Annotated in this window: 16 protein-coding genes; 10 read left to right on the forward strand and 6 right to left on the reverse strand. The window is 73.2% G+C overall.

Going from position 1 to position 15,236, the window contains the following annotated elements; translation table 11 throughout:
* Positions 1 to 58: 58 nt before the first annotated feature.
* The 3 genes from AB4K12_RS16535 (at position 59) to AB4K12_RS16545 (ending at position 3,303) form a co-directional block, all read left to right on the forward strand.
* On the forward strand, positions 59 to 1,954 hold the full coding sequence (locus tag AB4K12_RS16535; protein WP_368434925.1) for a trypsin-like peptidase domain-containing protein: 1,896 nt from the start codon (positions 59 to 61) through the stop codon (positions 1,952 to 1,954).
* A gap of 63 nt (positions 1,955 to 2,017) precedes the next feature.
* The gene (locus tag AB4K12_RS16540; protein ID WP_368434926.1) at positions 2,018 to 2,497 is read left to right on the forward strand and encodes a sec-independent translocase; all 480 of its coding nucleotides are present in this window, start codon (positions 2,018 to 2,020) and stop codon (positions 2,495 to 2,497) included.
* A 116-nt stretch (positions 2,498 to 2,613) separates the two neighbouring features.
* A complete protein-coding gene (locus AB4K12_RS16545; RefSeq protein ID WP_368434927.1) occupies positions 2,614 to 3,303 on the forward strand; it encodes a hypothetical protein in 690 nt (229 codons plus the stop codon).
* 86 nt (positions 3,304 to 3,389) lie between these two features.
* Here AB4K12_RS16545 and AB4K12_RS16550 read toward each other — a convergent pair whose 3' ends face one another.
* From AB4K12_RS16550 to AB4K12_RS16560, 3 genes are read right to left on the reverse strand one after another with little or no spacing between them, the layout of a single operon-like run.
* Positions 3,390 to 4,550 carry an Mrp/NBP35 family ATP-binding protein gene (locus AB4K12_RS16550; protein WP_368434928.1) on the reverse strand — a complete coding sequence of 387 codons (1,161 nt, stop codon included), beginning with the start codon at positions 4,548 to 4,550 and terminating at the stop codon, positions 3,390 to 3,392.
* 42 nt (positions 4,551 to 4,592) lie between these two features.
* The gene (locus tag AB4K12_RS16555) at positions 4,593 to 5,213 is read right to left on the reverse strand and encodes a DUF1003 domain-containing protein (protein WP_368434929.1); all 621 of its coding nucleotides are present in this window, start codon (positions 5,211 to 5,213) and stop codon (positions 4,593 to 4,595) included.
* Entirely contained in the window at positions 5,200 to 6,498 is a 1,299-nt protein-coding gene (locus tag AB4K12_RS16560) for a CBS domain-containing protein (protein ID WP_368434930.1), read from the reverse strand. Before AB4K12_RS16560 ends, AB4K12_RS16555 begins: the two co-directional genes overlap by 14 nt.
* 239 nt (positions 6,499 to 6,737) lie before the next feature.
* Between AB4K12_RS16560 and AB4K12_RS16565 the strand changes: the two genes are divergently transcribed.
* On the forward strand, positions 6,738 to 7,529 hold the full coding sequence (locus AB4K12_RS16565) for a hypothetical protein (protein ID WP_368434931.1): 792 nt from the start codon (positions 6,738 to 6,740) through the stop codon (positions 7,527 to 7,529).
* 18 nt (positions 7,530 to 7,547) lie between these two features.
* On the opposite strand, the gene AB4K12_RS16570 is transcribed toward AB4K12_RS16565, so the two are convergent.
* A complete protein-coding gene (locus tag AB4K12_RS16570; RefSeq protein ID WP_368434932.1) occupies positions 7,548 to 8,054 on the reverse strand; it encodes a hypothetical protein in 507 nt (168 codons plus the stop codon).
* A 130-nt stretch (positions 8,055 to 8,184) separates the two neighbouring features.
* Between AB4K12_RS16570 and AB4K12_RS16575 the strand changes: the two genes are divergently transcribed.
* Positions 8,185 to 9,066 carry a DMT family transporter gene (locus AB4K12_RS16575; RefSeq protein WP_368435265.1) on the forward strand — a complete coding sequence of 294 codons (882 nt, stop codon included), beginning with the start codon at positions 8,185 to 8,187 and terminating at the stop codon, positions 9,064 to 9,066.
* A 24-nt stretch (positions 9,067 to 9,090) separates the two neighbouring features.
* On the opposite strand, the gene AB4K12_RS16580 is transcribed toward AB4K12_RS16575, so the two are convergent.
* On the reverse strand, positions 9,091 to 10,200 hold the full coding sequence (locus AB4K12_RS16580) for a magnesium and cobalt transport protein CorA (protein WP_368434933.1): 1,110 nt from the start codon (positions 10,198 to 10,200) through the stop codon (positions 9,091 to 9,093).
* 528 nt (positions 10,201 to 10,728) lie between these two features.
* Here AB4K12_RS16580 and AB4K12_RS16585 point away from each other — a divergent pair.
* The 4 genes from AB4K12_RS16585 to AB4K12_RS16600 all read left to right on the forward strand — a co-directional run bounded on the left by AB4K12_RS16585 (position 10,729) and on the right by AB4K12_RS16600 (position 13,825).
* Positions 10,729 to 11,325 (forward strand): suppressor of fused domain protein, encoded by a 597-nt coding sequence (locus AB4K12_RS16585; RefSeq protein WP_086569730.1) that lies wholly within the window; start codon positions 10,729 to 10,731, stop codon positions 11,323 to 11,325.
* Positions 11,326 to 11,436: 111 nt separating this feature from the next.
* Positions 11,437 to 12,078, forward strand: coding sequence for a DUF6758 family protein (locus tag AB4K12_RS16590; RefSeq protein ID WP_086569728.1), 642 nt, complete (start codon positions 11,437 to 11,439; stop codon positions 12,076 to 12,078).
* Between the two features lie 87 nt (positions 12,079 to 12,165).
* Positions 12,166 to 13,029: a PHP domain-containing protein gene (locus AB4K12_RS16595; protein ID WP_362251733.1), complete on the forward strand. Its 864-nt coding sequence runs from the start codon at positions 12,166 to 12,168 to the stop codon at positions 13,027 to 13,029.
* 190 nt (positions 13,030 to 13,219) lie between these two features.
* Positions 13,220 to 13,825 (forward strand): MarC family protein, encoded by a 606-nt coding sequence (locus AB4K12_RS16600; RefSeq protein WP_368434934.1) that lies wholly within the window; start codon positions 13,220 to 13,222, stop codon positions 13,823 to 13,825.
* A gap of 118 nt (positions 13,826 to 13,943) precedes the next feature.
* Here the strand turns inward: AB4K12_RS16600 and AB4K12_RS16605 are convergent, their stop codons facing one another.
* Entirely contained in the window at positions 13,944 to 14,096 is a 153-nt protein-coding gene (locus tag AB4K12_RS16605; protein WP_086569723.1) for a hypothetical protein, read from the reverse strand.
* A gap of 138 nt (positions 14,097 to 14,234) precedes the next feature.
* Here AB4K12_RS16605 and AB4K12_RS16610 point away from each other — a divergent pair, with 138 nt between their 5' ends.
* The gene (locus AB4K12_RS16610; protein ID WP_362251730.1) at positions 14,235 to 15,167 is read left to right on the forward strand and encodes an NYN domain-containing protein; all 933 of its coding nucleotides are present in this window, start codon (positions 14,235 to 14,237) and stop codon (positions 15,165 to 15,167) included.
* Positions 15,168 to 15,236 lie beyond the last annotated feature (69 nt).

Genomic DNA, 15,236 nt, shown 5'->3' on the forward strand with positions numbered 1-15,236 from the left:
TCGTTGGGGCGCGCGTGCTTTCGGTATGCGCGCCTCCGGACGAACGGTGGGGAGAGGGATGGACGAGGGGAAGGCGCGGTCCTCCGCGCCCAAGCCGCAGTGGTGGCAACGACGACGCCCCCGCACCGGCGAGCAGCCGGAAGCGGATCAGTGGCTCCTGCCGGAGGCGGCGCCGGCCGCGTCGGCCGTGCCCGGCCCCGAGGCGACCGGCGGCGCGCCCGTGCCCCTGCACGCGCCCGACCCGTACGGCACCCCTCCCTACGGCCGCCCCGGCCCCTGGGCCCCCGCCCCGCCCGTCCAGCGCCCCACGGTCACGCCACCCCACGGCACGGCTGTTCCGGCCGCGCCGGCGTATCCGCAGCCGGGTCCGACCCCGTCCCAGGGCACGCCGGTGCCGGCCGCGTCGCCGCATCCGCAGCCGGGCCACACCCTGCCGCAGGACGCCGCCCCCGCCCCGGCGTACGGGCAGCCGGCCGCTTCCGCGGCGGCCGAGGAGCCGGCGGACTTCCCGCTGCCCGCTCCGGCCGCCCCGGCCGCCGGTGTCCCGGCCGCGGCGGGAGACGCCGGTCATCCGCCGCACGCGCCGGCGGATGACCGGCCCCACCCCGGCGTCACCCCGCCGCAGGGCACGGCCGTACCGCCCGTACCGGCCCAGCCGCAGGCGAACCCGCAGGCCGGCCCCCAGGGCCACCCCGGCCCGACCCCCGCCGACGGCACGGTCACGCCCGCGCCGCAGGCGCAGGCGTACCCTCACCTCACGCCCGGCCCGGAGGGCCCCTGGCAGTACGACCCCTGGGCGGCGTCCGCGGCCGCCGCCGCGGTCGCGGCCGGTGCGCCGGCGTCGGCGAAGGTGCCGTCCAAGGGGCGGATCCTGGCCGGGGCGGCCGTCGTCGCGGTGGTCGCCGGGGCGATCGGCGGAGGCCTCGGGGCGTGGCTGGAGCGGGACGGCGGGATGGGGCACAGCGTGACGCTGCCCCAGGCGTCCGCCGAGGCGGGCGACAGGCCGGCCGGGAGCATCGCCGGGATCGCCGCCCGGGCGCTGCCGGGCGTGGTCACCATCCACGTCAGCGGCAGCGGCGAACAGGGCACCGGCACCGGCTTCGTCCTGGACGACAAGGGCCACATCCTCACCAACAACCACGTGGTGCAGCCCGCCGGCTCCAGCGGCTCCATATCCGTGACCTTCAACGGCGGCCAGACCGCCAAGGCGACCCTCGTCGGCCGGGACGGCGGCTACGACCTGGCCGTCATCAAGGTCTCCGGGGTCTCCAACCTCACCCCGCTGGCCCTCGGCAACTCCGACTCGGTACGCGTCGGCGACTCCGTCGTCGCCATCGGCGCCCCCTTCGACCTCGCCGGCACGGTCACCACCGGGATCATCAGCGCCAAGGAGCGCCCGATCACCGCCGGGGGCAAGAAGCAGGACGGCAGCGACGTCAGCTACGTCGACGCCCTGCAGACCGACGCCCCCATCAACCCGGGCAACTCCGGCGGTCCCCTCATGGACTCCAGGGCCCGCGTCATCGGCGTCAACAGCGCCATCCGCTCAGCGGGCGAGTCGGAGTCCGGCGGCCAGGGCGGCAGCATCGGGCTGGGCTTCGCCATACCGATCAACCAGGCCAAGCGGGTCGCCGAGGAGCTGATCAACACCGGCCGGGCCACCCATCCGGTCATCGGGGTCTCCCTCGACAACGCCTATACGGGCGACGGCGCCCGGGTGAACTCCGACGGCGGCGACACCAAGGGCGTCACCCCCGGCGGCCCCGCCGACAAGGCGGGCGTCCGCCCCCGGGACGTGATCAAGAAGGTGGACGGGGTGTCCGTGCACAGCGGCAGGGAGCTGATCATCAAGATCCGCAGCCACCGTCCGGGCGACGCCATGACCCTGACCGTCGAGCGGGACGGCAGGGAACAGGACCTGCGGCTGACCCTCGGGTCGGCGAGTGCTCGCTGAGCCTCGGCCCGTTTTGGGCCGAGGTGTCTCCCACCTGGCCCCGTGGGCCAGGTACCGTGATAGATGGCCTGGACCCTCGGCCACCGACGCCACAAGGAGCTGTGCAACGTGCTCGACATAGGACCCCTCGAGCTGGTCGCGCTCGTCGTCCTCGCGGTGCTCATCTTCGGGCCCGACAAGCTGCCGAAGCTGATCCAGGACGTGTCGAGCACGCTGCGCAGGATCCGGCAGTTCTCCGACAGCGCCAAGGAGGACATCCGCTCCGAGCTCGGCCCCGAGTTCAAGGACTTCGAGTTCGAGGACCTCAACCCCAAGACGTTCGTCCGCAAGCATGTGCTGGAGAAGGACGAGCTGGGGCTGAAGGAGATCCGCAACGGCTTCGACTTCTCGTCCGAGATGGCCGACGTCACCGACGCGGTGCACGGTCGCACCTCCGAGCCGCAGTCCCCGGCCGCCCCCTCGGCGGGCACGGGGGACCTGCTCAAGAAGCGTGAGAAGGTCCAGGACGGCGAGCGTCCGCCGTTCGACGCCGACGCCACCTGAGCCCGTGTTGGCCGCGCCCCATTGACGGGGGTGGCTATCCTCCCTTTGTTCGGGGTGCCGTCGCGCGCGATGGGCCGGTGCCCACGACGCAGGGGCTACGAGGAGGCGCCGCGCAGATGGAGACGACGAGTCGGGTGGGGGCGCAGGGGGCCGACGCGTCCGCCGGTCAGGCGCAGGGAGTGTCGCAGGGCGGGTCCGGTGACCGGCGCTCGGTCGACGGCTACCTCCTGGCGTCGTTCCCGTGGTACGGCCTGGACGAGGCGTACACCGGACCACGCTGGCTGATGCAGGTCGGCGCCGCCGCCGACGGCACCGTGGAACACGGCGCCACCGGACACGGCACCGAACCCACCCTGCGGCTGGAGCGGGCCGACCCGGGCGCCGCCAAACAGCGCTTCGCGGTCGTGGTGACCGTGGCCGGCCGCCCGGTGCGGCGCAGCGCCGACGGCACGGGCGTGCTGGAGGCCACCTCCGTCTCCTCCGCGGCCTGGCTGGCCGGCTCCGGCCTGCTGGCGTGCACCTGGCCGGCCGCGATGGAGCGGGCGCTGCGCCAGGACTGGCTGGACCAGCAGACGGCCCTGGCCTGGGAGCTGGCCGACCAGCTGGACGAGGGCCCGTGGTCCTCGCTGTCGCTGCCGGTGGACGGCGTGCCGACCGACTTCCGCTACCGCGAGTCCGAGTACGGCTGGGTGCTGGCCGGCTCGCCCGAGGAGGGCGGGGTGCACCTGGGCGCGTACGGGCGGGGGATGAGCGCGTACGGCATGGGCTTCTCGGTGATCAAGGACATCGCCACCTACCGGGACTGAGCCCGGGACGGCGTACGCGTAAGGGGCGGCCTCCATGGAGGCCGCCCCTTACGCGCGTGCGTGCTCCGGTGCGCCCGGAGCCTCGCTCAGAACTTGTTGCGCGGCGTGATGCCCAGCGACATGCCGGACAGGCCGCGCTGGCGGCCGCCGAGCTTGCCCGCGATGGCCCGCAGGGCGCTGCCCGCCGGGGACTCGGGGTCGGTCAGCACGACCGGCTTGCCCTCGTCGCCGCCCTCGCGCAGGCGGACGTCGATCGGGATGGAGCCGAGCACCGGGACGGTGGCGCCCGTGGTCCGGGTCAGGCCGTCGGCGACCTTCTGGCCGCCGCCCGTGCCGAAGACGTCGACCATCTCGTCGCAGTGCGGGCAGGGCAGCCCGGACATGTTCTCCACGACGCCGACGATCTTCTGGTGGGTCTGCACGGCGATCGAGCCGGCGCGCTCGGCGACCTCGGCCGCGGCCTGCTGCGGGGTCGTCACCACCAGGATCTCGGCGTTCGGCACCAGCTGGGCGACCGAGATGGCGATGTCGCCCGTGCCCGGCGGCAGGTCCAGCAGCAGCACGTCGAGGTCGCCCCAGTAGACGTCCGCGAGGAACTGCTGGAGCGCGCGGTGCAGCATCGGGCCGCGCCAGACGACGGGGGCGTTGCCCGGGGTGAACATGCCGATCGAGATGACCTTCACGCCGTTCGCCGACGGCGGCATGATCATGTTCTCGACCTGGGTGGGGCGGCCGTCCGCGCCCAGCATGCGCGGGACGCTGTGGCCGTAGATGTCGGCGTCCACGACGCCGACCTTCAGGCCGTCGGCGGCCATGGCCGCCGCGAGGTTGACCGTGACGGAGGACTTGCCGACGCCGCCCTTGCCGGAGGCGACGGCGTAGACGCGGGTGAGCGAGCCGGGCTTGGCGAAGGGCACCTCGCGCTCGGTCTGGCCGCCGCGCAGGGAGGACGCCAGCTCGCGCCGCTGCTCGTCGCTCATCACGTCCAGCTCGACGCCGACGCCCGTCACGCCCTCGACGCGGGCGACGGCCTCGCTCACCAGCGAGGTGATCTTGTCCCGCATGGGGCAGCCGGCGACCGTCAGGTAGACCGCCACCGCGACCGAACCGTCCGCCGCGATCTCCACCGATTTGACCATGCCCAGGTCGGTGATGGGTCGCTGGATCTCGGGGTCGTTGACCGTCGCGAGAGCGGCGCGGATCGCGTCCTCACTCGGGGCGGCGGTTCCGTACGTGTCGGTAGCCATGGGTCGATGGTACGGCCCGGCGGGGGCGGGGAGGAAAGGCTCTCAGCGGTCGCCTTCCTCACTCTCGCGCGGGAATACCCGGCGCTCGTCCAGCTCCCTGACCAGGTCCTCGAACTCCGAGCGGATCCAGTCCCGGGTGGCCACCTCGCCGAGGCCCATGCGCAGCGAGGCGATCTCCCGCGTCAGGTACTCGGTGTCGGCGATGGAGCGTTCGTTCTGCTTGCGGTCCTGCTCGAGGTTGACGCGGTCGCGGTCGTCCTGGCGGTTCTGCGCCAGCAGGATCAGGGGCGCGGCGTAGGAGGCCTGCAGCGACAGCATCAGGGTCAGGAAGATGAACGGGTACTGGTCGAACCGCAGGTGGTGGGGTGCGGAGCTGTTCCACACCACCCACAGGATGATGACGACCGTCATCCAGACGATGAACCGCCCGGTGCCCAGGAAGCGGGCGATCCGCTCGGAGCTCCGGCCGAAGGCCTCCGGGTCGTACTCCGGCAGCCAGGCCCGCCGCTTGACCCGGGGCAGGTCCAGGCGCACCCGCGGGCGCGGGTGGCCGTGCGGGTGGGCCGCCTCCGCCTGCGCCCTCGCCCGCTCGCCCCGGTCGACGCGCTCGGCGCGCTCGGCGCGGCCCGGCCCGGACTCCCGCCCCCGCTCATCGCCCGCCATCGACGCCCTCCGGCAGCTCGTCCATGCCCGGCGCGCCGTGGTACAGCTCGGTCTCCCGCCAGTCCTCGGGCAGCAGGTGGTCCAGGACGTCGTCGACGGTCACCGCGCCCAGCAGCGAGCCGCTCTCGTCCACGACGGGGGCGGCGACCATGTTGTACGTCGCCAGGTAGCTGGTGACGGCCGGCAGCGGGGTGTCCGGGGGCAGGGGGCGCAGGTCGGTGTCGGTGATCGAGCCGACGAGTGCGAAGGGCGGGTCGCGCAGCAGCCGCTGGAAGTGCACGGTGCCCAGGTACTTGCCGGTCGGGGTCTCGTCCGGCGGGCGGCAGACGTAGACCTGGGCGGCGAGGGCGGGGGACAGGTCGGGGTTGCGGACGCGCGCGAGGGCGTCGGCGACGGTGGCGTCCGGGCGCAGCACGACCGGCTCGGTGGTCATCAGGCCGCCGGCCGTCCGCTCCTCGTAGGCCATCAGCCGCCGGACGTCGGCGGCCTCGTCCGGCCGCATCAGGGTCAGCAGCCGCTCCATGTCGTCCTCCGGCAGCTCGGAGAGGAGGTCGGCGGCGTCGTCGGGGTCCATCGCCTCCAGCACGTCGGCGGCGCGTTCCTCCTTCAGCTTGCCGAGGATCTCGATCTGGTCGTCGTCCGGCAGCTCCTCCAGCACGTCGGCGAGCCGGTCGTCGTCCAGGGCGGCGGCGACCTCCGCGCGCCGCTTGGGGGAGAGGTGGTGCAGGACGTTGGCGAGGTCGGCGGGGCGCAGCCGCTCGAAGGTCGCCAGGAGGTTCTCGGCGCCCTGCCCGTGCTCCTCCAGGGAGAAGCCGGTGACGGCCGACCACTCGACGGTCAGCGTCTCGCCCTTGCGGCGCAGGGCGCCGCCCTTGCCGCGGCGGACGAAGACCTTGTCGATCTCCCAGTCACGGCGGGCGGGCAACTGGGTGATGGACACGTCGAGGACCGTCACCTCCTCGCCGCCGTCGACCAGCCGCACCCGCCGGTCGAGCAGCTCGCCCAGGACCAGCGTCTCGGTCGGGCGCTGCTCGAAGCGCCGCATGTTCACCACGCCGGTGGTGATGACCTGGCCCGACTCCACTCCGGTGACGCGGGTCATCGGAATGAAGATCCGGCGGCGGCTGACGACCTCCACGACGAGCCCGAGCACGCGGGGCGGGCGGCCGCCGACGCGCAGCATCGCCACCACGTCGCGGACGCGGCCCACCTGGTCGCCGTGGGGGTCGAAGACGGCCACGCCCGAGAGGTGCGAGACGAACACCCGGTAGGCGCCTGCTGCCATGGCCGCGTGCCTCCTGCCTGGCCGGGATCCCGTACGGGGATCCGCCGACGGATCCGCCGGCGGGGCCCGCCGACGGGATCGGATGTCCGATTCAGGCTAACGTGACCCGCTTCGCCCCGCCGGGGGGCGAGGGCCGTACGGAATCCTTGCGCTCCCGGCACGGACTCCCGGCTTCCGCCGTCGGGCGGCCCGGGTACGCTGCGGCCGTATCCCAGCGGTAACAGGAGGCATGAGCAGACGTGCGTACCCGTAACGCGGCTCTCGTGGGGGCCCTGTGCGTCGGCCTGTCCGCGGCGCTCACGGCCTGCGGCGGCGCCGCCGCCGAGGACCCCGACGCGGGGACCAACGGCGTCGGCAAGCTCGAGGCCCCCGCCATCCAGGACAAGGCCCGCGCGGCCGCGCGCGGAGCGGAGGCCGTCCACCTGTCGGGCAACGTCGTCAGCCAGGGCCGTACGTACCGCATCGACATGCGCCTGAAGAAGAACGGCGGCATGGGCCGGGTCTCGTCCTCCTCCGACGCCAGCGCGTTCGAGCTGCTGCGGGTGGGGGACGAGCTGTACCTGAAGGCCCCGGCCGGCTTCTGGGCGAAGGGGGCCTCGCCCTCGGCGTCCGCGGCGCCCGCCCCCAAGGCCTCCGCCTCCAAGTCGGGAGACGCCGCGGCGGCGGCCGGCAAGCTCGACGACAAGTACGTCAAGGTGCCCTCGGACGACCCCTCCTACCAGCAGTTCAAGGGCTTCACCGACAAGGACGTGCTGCTGGACGGCCTCCTCGGCCTGCACGGCGAGCTCGCCCGGGGCGAGCGCGGGTCGGTGGGCGGCGTCCGCACCGTCCGGGTCACCGGCGCCAAGGGCGGCGGCGGCACGCTGGACGTCTCCCTCGTCGGCACGCCCTATCCGCTGCGGGTGCAGCGCGCGGGCGGGGCCGGGCAGCTGGAGCTCGACGGCTGGGGCAAGGACTTCGCGCTCGCCGTCCCCGCGAAGTCGCAGACCGTCGACTACGGCAAGCAGCTGAGGATCCCCAGCGGCGGCTGACGCGGCCCTCCAGCGGTTCTAGCGGTTCTTGCGCCCCCGCCGCAGCAGGCGCGGCAGCGCCGCGGGCATCGGGTGGCGGGTCGTCGCCGGGGTCGGCAGGGGAGTGGCGGCCAGGGAGCCGTCCGGAAGGTCGCCGGAGGCGCCCGTGGGCGCCAGGCGCAGCACGCGGCAGGTCGTGGCCCACCGCTCCTCCAGCCGCTCCGCGTCCGGCGCGTTCAGGCGCTTGCCCTTGAGCTCGGCCACCGCGGCCGTCCACTCCTCGCCGCGCGGCGCGAGCTCGCCGACGGACGCGGTCCAGGCGACGATGCGGCCGCCCTTGTCCTTGCTGCGCACGGTGACCGTGGCCGTCGCGCCGTCGTCCAGGCCGAGCCCGTCCACCGGCTGCTCGCCGGGGCCGCCCACCAGGTGCGCGGCGCCCTCGTGCCAGACGTGCCACAGGGCACGGCTGGGCCCGGAGGGGCCCTGCACCCAGATGAGGCCGGACTTCTTGGTGGCCTCTTCGATAAGCGCCTGCGTCATGGTCATGCGCCCTACCTTAGGGCGGACACGCCCTCGGCGCGGCCCCTACGCTGGTGACGTGAGTGCCGCCCCCACCCGAAGCGACGCGAAGCCGGGCCGGACCGCCGCCCCGGCGGCCTCCCCCACCTCCGTCCGCGTGGAACTGCTCCTGCTGGCGGTCGCCATCGCGGGCGTCTCCCTGTCCGCGCCGCTGATCGCGGCCACCGCCGCCCCCGCGCTGGCCATCGCCTTCTGGCGCAACGCCATGGCCGTCGGCGCGCTCACCCCGTTCGCCCTGTGGCGGCACCGCGCCGAGCTGCGCGGCGTCGGCCGCCGCACGGCGCTGCTGGCGGTCGCCGCGGGCGCGCTGCTGGCCGTGCACTTCGGCGTCTGGCTGCCGAGCCTGCGGATGACCTCGGTGGCCTCCTCGACCGCCCTGGTCACCACCACCCCCATCTGGACGACGCTGCTGCTGCGCCTGCGCGGCCACCGCCCGCCCGCGCTGGTGTGGGCGGGCACGGCGCTCGCCTTCCTGGGCGTCCTCATGCTGACGGGCGTGGACCTCTCGCTCTCGCCGCGCGCCCTGGCCGGCGACGCGCTCGCGCTGGCGGGCGGCATGGCGGGGGCCGGGTACGTCCTGCTGGGCGCGGAGGTGCGCCGCACGGTGAGCACGGTGACGTACACCTTCCTCTGCTACGCGACCACGACCGTGCTGCTGCTGGCCGCGTGCCTGATCGGCGGCGTCCGGCTCGGCGGCTACAGCGGGGAGACCTGGCTGAAGCTGGTCCTGCTCACCGTCGCCGCGCAGCTGCTGGGCCACTCGCTGATGAACCGGGTGGTCAAGGGGCTCGGCCCGTCGGTCACCTCCACCGCGATCCTGCTGGAGACCCCGGGAGCGGCGCTGATCGCCGCGCTGTGGCTGGGCCAGCGGCCGCCCGCGGTGGCCTACCCGGCCCTCGCCGTGATCATGGGGGGCCTGGCGCTGGTCATCCTGGGGGACCGGAAGCGGAAGACCGTGACCCCCGAGACCGGGGTGTAGCGGCGGCCGGGGCGGCCCGGGGGCCTACAGCCAGCCGTTCCGCTTGAACCCGCGGTGGATCGTCACGCAGATCGCGACCGTGACGACCATGACCGCCGGATAGCCGTACTTCCAGTGCAGCTCCGGCATGTGGTCGAAGTTCATGCCGTAGATCCCGGCGATCATCGTGGGCACGGCGAAGATCGCCGCCCATGAGGTGATCTTGCGCATGTCCTCGTTCTGCGCCACGGACGCCTGCGCGAGGTTGGCCTGGAGGATGGAGTTCAGCAGGTCGTCGAAGGAGACCACCTGCTCGTGCACGCGCGCCAGGTGGTCGGCGACGTCGCGGAAGTACTTCTGGATGTCGGGGTCGACCAGCCGCATCGGGCGCTCGCTCAGCAGCTGCATCGGCCGGATCAGCGGGGTGACGGCCCGCTTGAACTCCAGCACCTCGCGCTTGAGCTGGTAGATGCGGCCCGCGTCGCCGCCCCGGCGGGATCCCTTGCCGGGGTCGGAGAAGACGTCGATCTCCACCTCGTCGATGTCGTCCTGCACGGCGTCGGCGACGGCTATGTAGCCGTCCACCACCTGGTCGGCGATGGCGTGCAGGACGGCCGAGGGGCCCTTGGCGAGCAGCTGGGGGTCGTCCTGCAGCCGGTGGCGCAGCGCGCGGAGCGAGCCCTGGCCGCCGTGCCGGACGGTGATGATGAAGTCCGGGCCGGTGAAGCACATCACCTCGCCGGTCTCCACCACCTCGCTGGTGGCGGTCAGTTCGGCGTGCTCCACGTAGTGGATGGTCTTGAAGACGGTGAAGAGCGTGTCGTCGTAGCGCTCGAGCTTGGGCCGCTGGTGGGCGTGGACCGCGTCCTCGACGGCCAGTGGGTGCAGCCCGAACTCGCGGGCGATCCCGGCGAACTCGTGCTCCGCCGGCTCGTGCAGCCCGATCCAGGCGAAGCCGCCCTCGGTGCGCACCCGGCGCATGGCCTCGGCGGGGCTGATGTGGTCGCCGACGCGCTTGCCGTCGCGGTAGACGGCGCAGTCCACGACCGCGCTGTTGGTGGCGGGGTCGCGGGTGGCGTCGTAGGCGCCGCCCTGGCTGGGTACCCGGCGCAGGGCGGGACGGACGGCGGCGCGCAGGTCGCGGATCATCGACATCGGCTGGCTCCTTCACGGGCCGGCCGTCAGCGCGGGGCGCGGTGCGCAAGCGCTGCCTGAAAACGTGGACGTGGTGTTCCGTGGGGGTACGTCCGCAATTCGGGCGGCGCTTCGGGCGATGCGCGGGGCTGACGGCAGTTCGCGGAGAACGTCGGTAAGAAAACGGGACAAAGCGGGAGAGGCGCTCTTCCGTCAACTGCCGCGGGCGTGAAGGGGCTTCCGCGAGGCGGTGCCGGCGCGGGGGCCGGGCGCGGAAGGCTTCAGATCACGTGGAGACTCACGCGGTGACCCACCGGGTGGCTCACTCGGTGACGTGCGTCCGGAGCGGTGAAGACGGGAGAACTGTCGGTACTGCACGGTCGACTAGGATCCACCGCAGCCCCACCTCCTCCGGCCGGTCCCCGCTGGGGGACGAACGTAGCGCGCTGACCAAAGGTCAAGGCGGGTTCCAGGCTAGCAGCCGCTCGGCGCGTCAAGCCCCCCTGAGGCCCGCCTTTGCCCGTTCGATACGCGTTCTATGCTCACGGCATGTCAGACGTTCTCGCATTGGTCGAGGCCCGGCTGCTCATGGCCCTCGGCACGCCGGACGCGCGTGCCGCGGTGACCTTCCTGGGCGCGGACCGGATCGAAGTCCTTCGCTTCACCGGCGCCGACGAGGGCGGGGACATCGTCCGCTACGTCACCCTCGGCATGTCGGCCCAGCCCATGACCGACCCCACGGCCACCGTCGTCGATCACCTGCGCGGCCCCCGCGCGGAGCTGGTCCTCTCCGTCCGCAGGGGCCGCGCCGACACGGACAAGGTGCTCCGCCCGCTGGCGGTGCTCGCCGCCTCCCCGCAGGTGGAGGGCGTCGTCGTGGCGCCCGGCGCCTCGCTGGACACCGGCGAGCCGCTGTGGCCGGGCGCGTCGTTCACCTCCGTGCTCGTCGGCGAGTCCGGCGGGCTGGTGGAGGACCTGGAGCTGGACGAGCCGATGGACCCGGTCCGCTTCCTCCCCCTGCTTCCCATGACCCCCAACGAGGCCGCGTGGAAGCGCGTGCAGGGCGCCGCGGCCCTGGAGGAACGGTGGCTGCGGCACGGCACGGACCTGCGCGACCCGCTGCGGTCCGGGGTTCCGCTGGGCTGAGCGGGCCCGTGGGGCGGCAGGGGCGGGACGGCCAAAAGCGTCGGACGGCCTCGACTCCGGACGGGTGATCGTCCTTGACGCGGGGGCGGCCTGGTAGGACCGTTGGAGGCTATGAGGGGCGAACCCAGTTGCCCGAAGTGCGGTGGCCGGGTGCGCGCGCCCGGTCTCTTCGCCGACTCCTGGCAGTGCAGCGTGCACGGCACGGTCCACCCCCTGCAGCCGGTCGTCCCGCCGAGCGTCGAGGCGCTGGCCGTCGTGGTCAACCGGGCACAGGTCCCCGTGTGGATGCCGTGGCCGCTGCCCGTGGGCTGGCTCTTCACCGGCGTGGGCAGCGCGGGCGACGACCGCAGCGGCGGCCGGGCCACGGCCGTCGCCTGCACGGGGCCGAGCCCGCTGGGCGGCCCCGGTGAGCTGCTGCTCGTCGCCGAGGAGCTGGGCGTGGGGCTCGGCGCCCGCTACGCCGGCGTCGACGGCCCCGACCCCGGCCCGTACCTGGCCGTGGACCGCTCCCCGCACGCCAAGGTCCACGCGGCGGGCCGCCCCACCCCCCTGTGGCACGTCGACAAGGCACCCGGCGACCGGGCCGTCTTCGCGGGCGAGGCGCTCGGGCTGTGGCTGTGGGCGATCGTGTGGCCGGAGAGCTCGGGACTGCTGATGTACGACGAGCTGGTGCTGACGGACCTGCGCGACGCGGGGGCCGAGGTGGACCTGCTGCCCTGCGGGGCGCTGTCGCCGCGCATCCTGTCGCCCTGAGCGGCCGCTGAGCGGCCGGATCATGTTCGAACGGCGGTTATCCTGAACCGGTCCAGTTACGTTCCACCCGCCGTTGGGAGCAGTGTCGTGCGCATCGATCTGCACACCCACTCCACGGCGTCGGACGGTACGGACACCCCCGCCGAGCTGGTCCGCAACGCGGCCGCCGCCGGGCTGGACGTCGTCGCCCTGACCGACCACGACGGAGTCGGCGGCCACGCCGAGGCCATCGCCGCCCTGCCCGAGGGGCTCACCCTCGTCACGGGCGCCGAGCTCTCCTGCCGCCGGAACGGCCCGAACGGCTTCAGCGTCCACATGCTGGCCTACCTCTTCGACCCGCTGGAGCCCGAGCTGGCGCGCGAGCGGGAGCTCGTCCGCGACGACCGCGTGCCCCGCGCGCGGGCCATGGTCGCCCGGCTCAACGAGCTCGGCGTGCCGGTCACCTGGGAGCGCGTCGCCGAGATCGCCGGGGACGGCGCCGTCGGCCGCCCGCACGTGGCCACCGCCATGGTCGAGCTGGGTGTCGTGGACAGCGTCTCCGACGCCTTCACCTCCGAGTGGCTCGGCGGTCACGGCCGTGCCTTCGTCGAGAAGCACGAACTCGACCCCTTCGAGGCGATCCGGCTGGTCAAGGCCGCCGGCGGCGTCACCGTCCTCGCGCACCCGCTGGCTCTCCAGCGCGGCAACTGCGTCTCCGAGGGCGCGATAGCCGAGCTGGCCTCGGCCGGACTCGACGGCGTCGAGGTGGACCACATGGACCACGACGCCGCCACGCGTGCCCGGCTGCGCGGCCTCGCCGCCGAGCTCGGCCTGCTGACCACCGGTTCCAGTGACTACCACGGCAGCCGCAAGACCTGTCGGCTCGGCGAGTTCACGACCGACCCGGAGATCTACGGCGAGATCACGCGCCGCGCGACGGGCGCCTTCCCCGTCCCGGGCGCCGGCGGCTGACCACCCCACGCGTCGGACCCGTACGCCGCGCCCCGGCGTCCCGGTGCCCGTGCCCCACGGTCCGTCGCCCGGACTCCGTACACCCGGATCCGCCGCACTCCCGCACCCGTCCTACGACGGCGTTCGCGACCGTGCTCCTCACTTCTTCCTCCCCGCTCTCTGCTCGCACCACTCCCGCAAGGCCCTCACTGTGTTCGACATCGCTGTCTTCGGATCCCTCTTTCTCACCCTTTTTGTGATCATGGACCCGCCCGGGGTCACGCCGATCTTCCTCGCGCTGACCGCGGGCCGCCCCGTCAAGACGCAGAAGCGCATGGCGTGGCAGGCGGCCACGGTCGCCTTCGGCGTGATCACCATCTTCGGCATCTGCGGCCAGCAGATCCTGGACTACCTGCACATCACCACCCCGGCGCTGATGATCGCGGGCGGGCTGCTCCTGCTGCTGATCGCGCTGGACCTGCTGACCGGCAAGTCCGAGGAGCCGACCCAGACCAAGGACGTCAACGTCGCGCTCGTGCCGCTGGGCATGCCGCTGCTGGCCGGGCCCGGCGCGATCGTCTCCGTGATCCTCGCCGTGCAGCACGCCGACTCCTTCAAGGGCCAGGTCTCGGTGTGGTGCGCGATCGCCGCCATCCACGTGGTGCTGTGGGTGGTGATGCGCAACTCGCTGCTGATCATCCGCGTGATCAAGGACGGCGGCGTGGTGCTGGTGACACGGCTCGCCGGCATGATGCTCTCCGCGCTGGCCGTGCAGCAGATCATCAACGGCGTCACGCAGGTGATCGCCGCTCACTGAGGCGTTCCACTGAGGCGCTTCCGCCGCGTCCGTACGCGACCCGGCGGCCCCGCGTACAGAACACCCCCGTACGGTCCTTTCCGTACGGGGGTGTTCTGTACGCGCTGCGCGGGAAGCGTTACCGGACCGCGGTGTCGGCCGGGCGGATGTAGATGCGCTGGCCTATGGAGGCGGCCTGCTGCACGATCCGGTTGACGGAGGCGGCGTCCACGACGGTGCTGTCGACGGCGGTTCCGTCGACGTCGTCCAGGCGCATGATTTCGAAGCGCAAAGCACTTCTCCCTTCGTCTGATCCTCCTGAGGAGAACTTTTATGAACAGTGACGCGCGCGGCGACGCTGCGGCGCGTTTCATACGTGTCCAACGAGGAGACCCGAGCAAACATTCCCTACGCTAAAGAAATTATTGATATGTCTAACTACTCGCCCGGCGAGCTGGCCGAGATCGCCGCGGGCATCGAGCGCACCAACGAGCTGCTCACCCGCGTCCTGGCCGAGGTCGCGACCACACCCTCCACCCACGCGGTCTTCGTGGACGCCGGCTATGTCTACGCCGCCGCCGGCCGGCTCGTCGCCGGCACCGAGGACCGGCGGACCTTCGAGCTCGACGCCGAGGGGATCATCGAGGCCTTCATCGACAAGGCCCGCTCGATCTTTCCCGACAGCCGGCTGCTGCGCGTCTACTGGTACGACGGGGCCCGCCGCCGCATCCACACCGCCGAACAACAGGGCATCGCCGAGCTTCCCGACGTCAAGGTCCGTCTCGGCAACCTCAACGCCAACAACCAGCAGAAGGGCGTCGACTCCCTCATCCGCACCGACCTGGAGTCCCTCGCCCGGCACCGCGCGATCAGCGACGCCGTGCTCATCGGCGGCGACGAGGACCTCGTCTCGGCCGTCGAGGCCGCCCAGGGCTACGGCGCCCGCGTCCACCTGTGGGGCATCGAGGCCCTCGGAGGGCGCAACCAGGCCGAGCCGCTGCTGTGGGAGGTCGACAGCCAGCGCACCTTCGACCTCGAGTTCTGCAAGCCGTACGTGACCCGGCGCACCCTCCACGAGCAGCCCTTCGGCCTCGCCGACGACGCGGGCCGGACCGGCGGCCCCGTGCCCTCCCGCGACGACGTCCGCTTCGTCGGCGCCCGGGTGGCGGCCCAGTGGCTCGGACAGCGCGGCCGCGTCCCGCTCGCCGAGCTGCTGCCCGGCCACCCCTACCTCCCCGGCACCGTCGACCAGGAGCTGCTCGTCGAGGCCGAGGCGCTGCTGGGCCTGTCCCTGCGCGGCCACGCCGACCTGCGCCGGGCCCTGCGGGACGGGTTCTGGGACCACCTGCGCACGCAGTTCTGAACGAACCGCCCCGCGCCGCGCGCGCCGGAATGCGCGGGGAGGAGGTGAGTGGAACCCTGACAGGGAGCA

The organism is Streptomyces sp. C36 (assembly GCF_040932295.1).
Classification (GTDB): Bacteria; Actinomycetota; Actinomycetes; order Streptomycetales; family Streptomycetaceae; genus Streptomyces; species Streptomyces triculaminicus.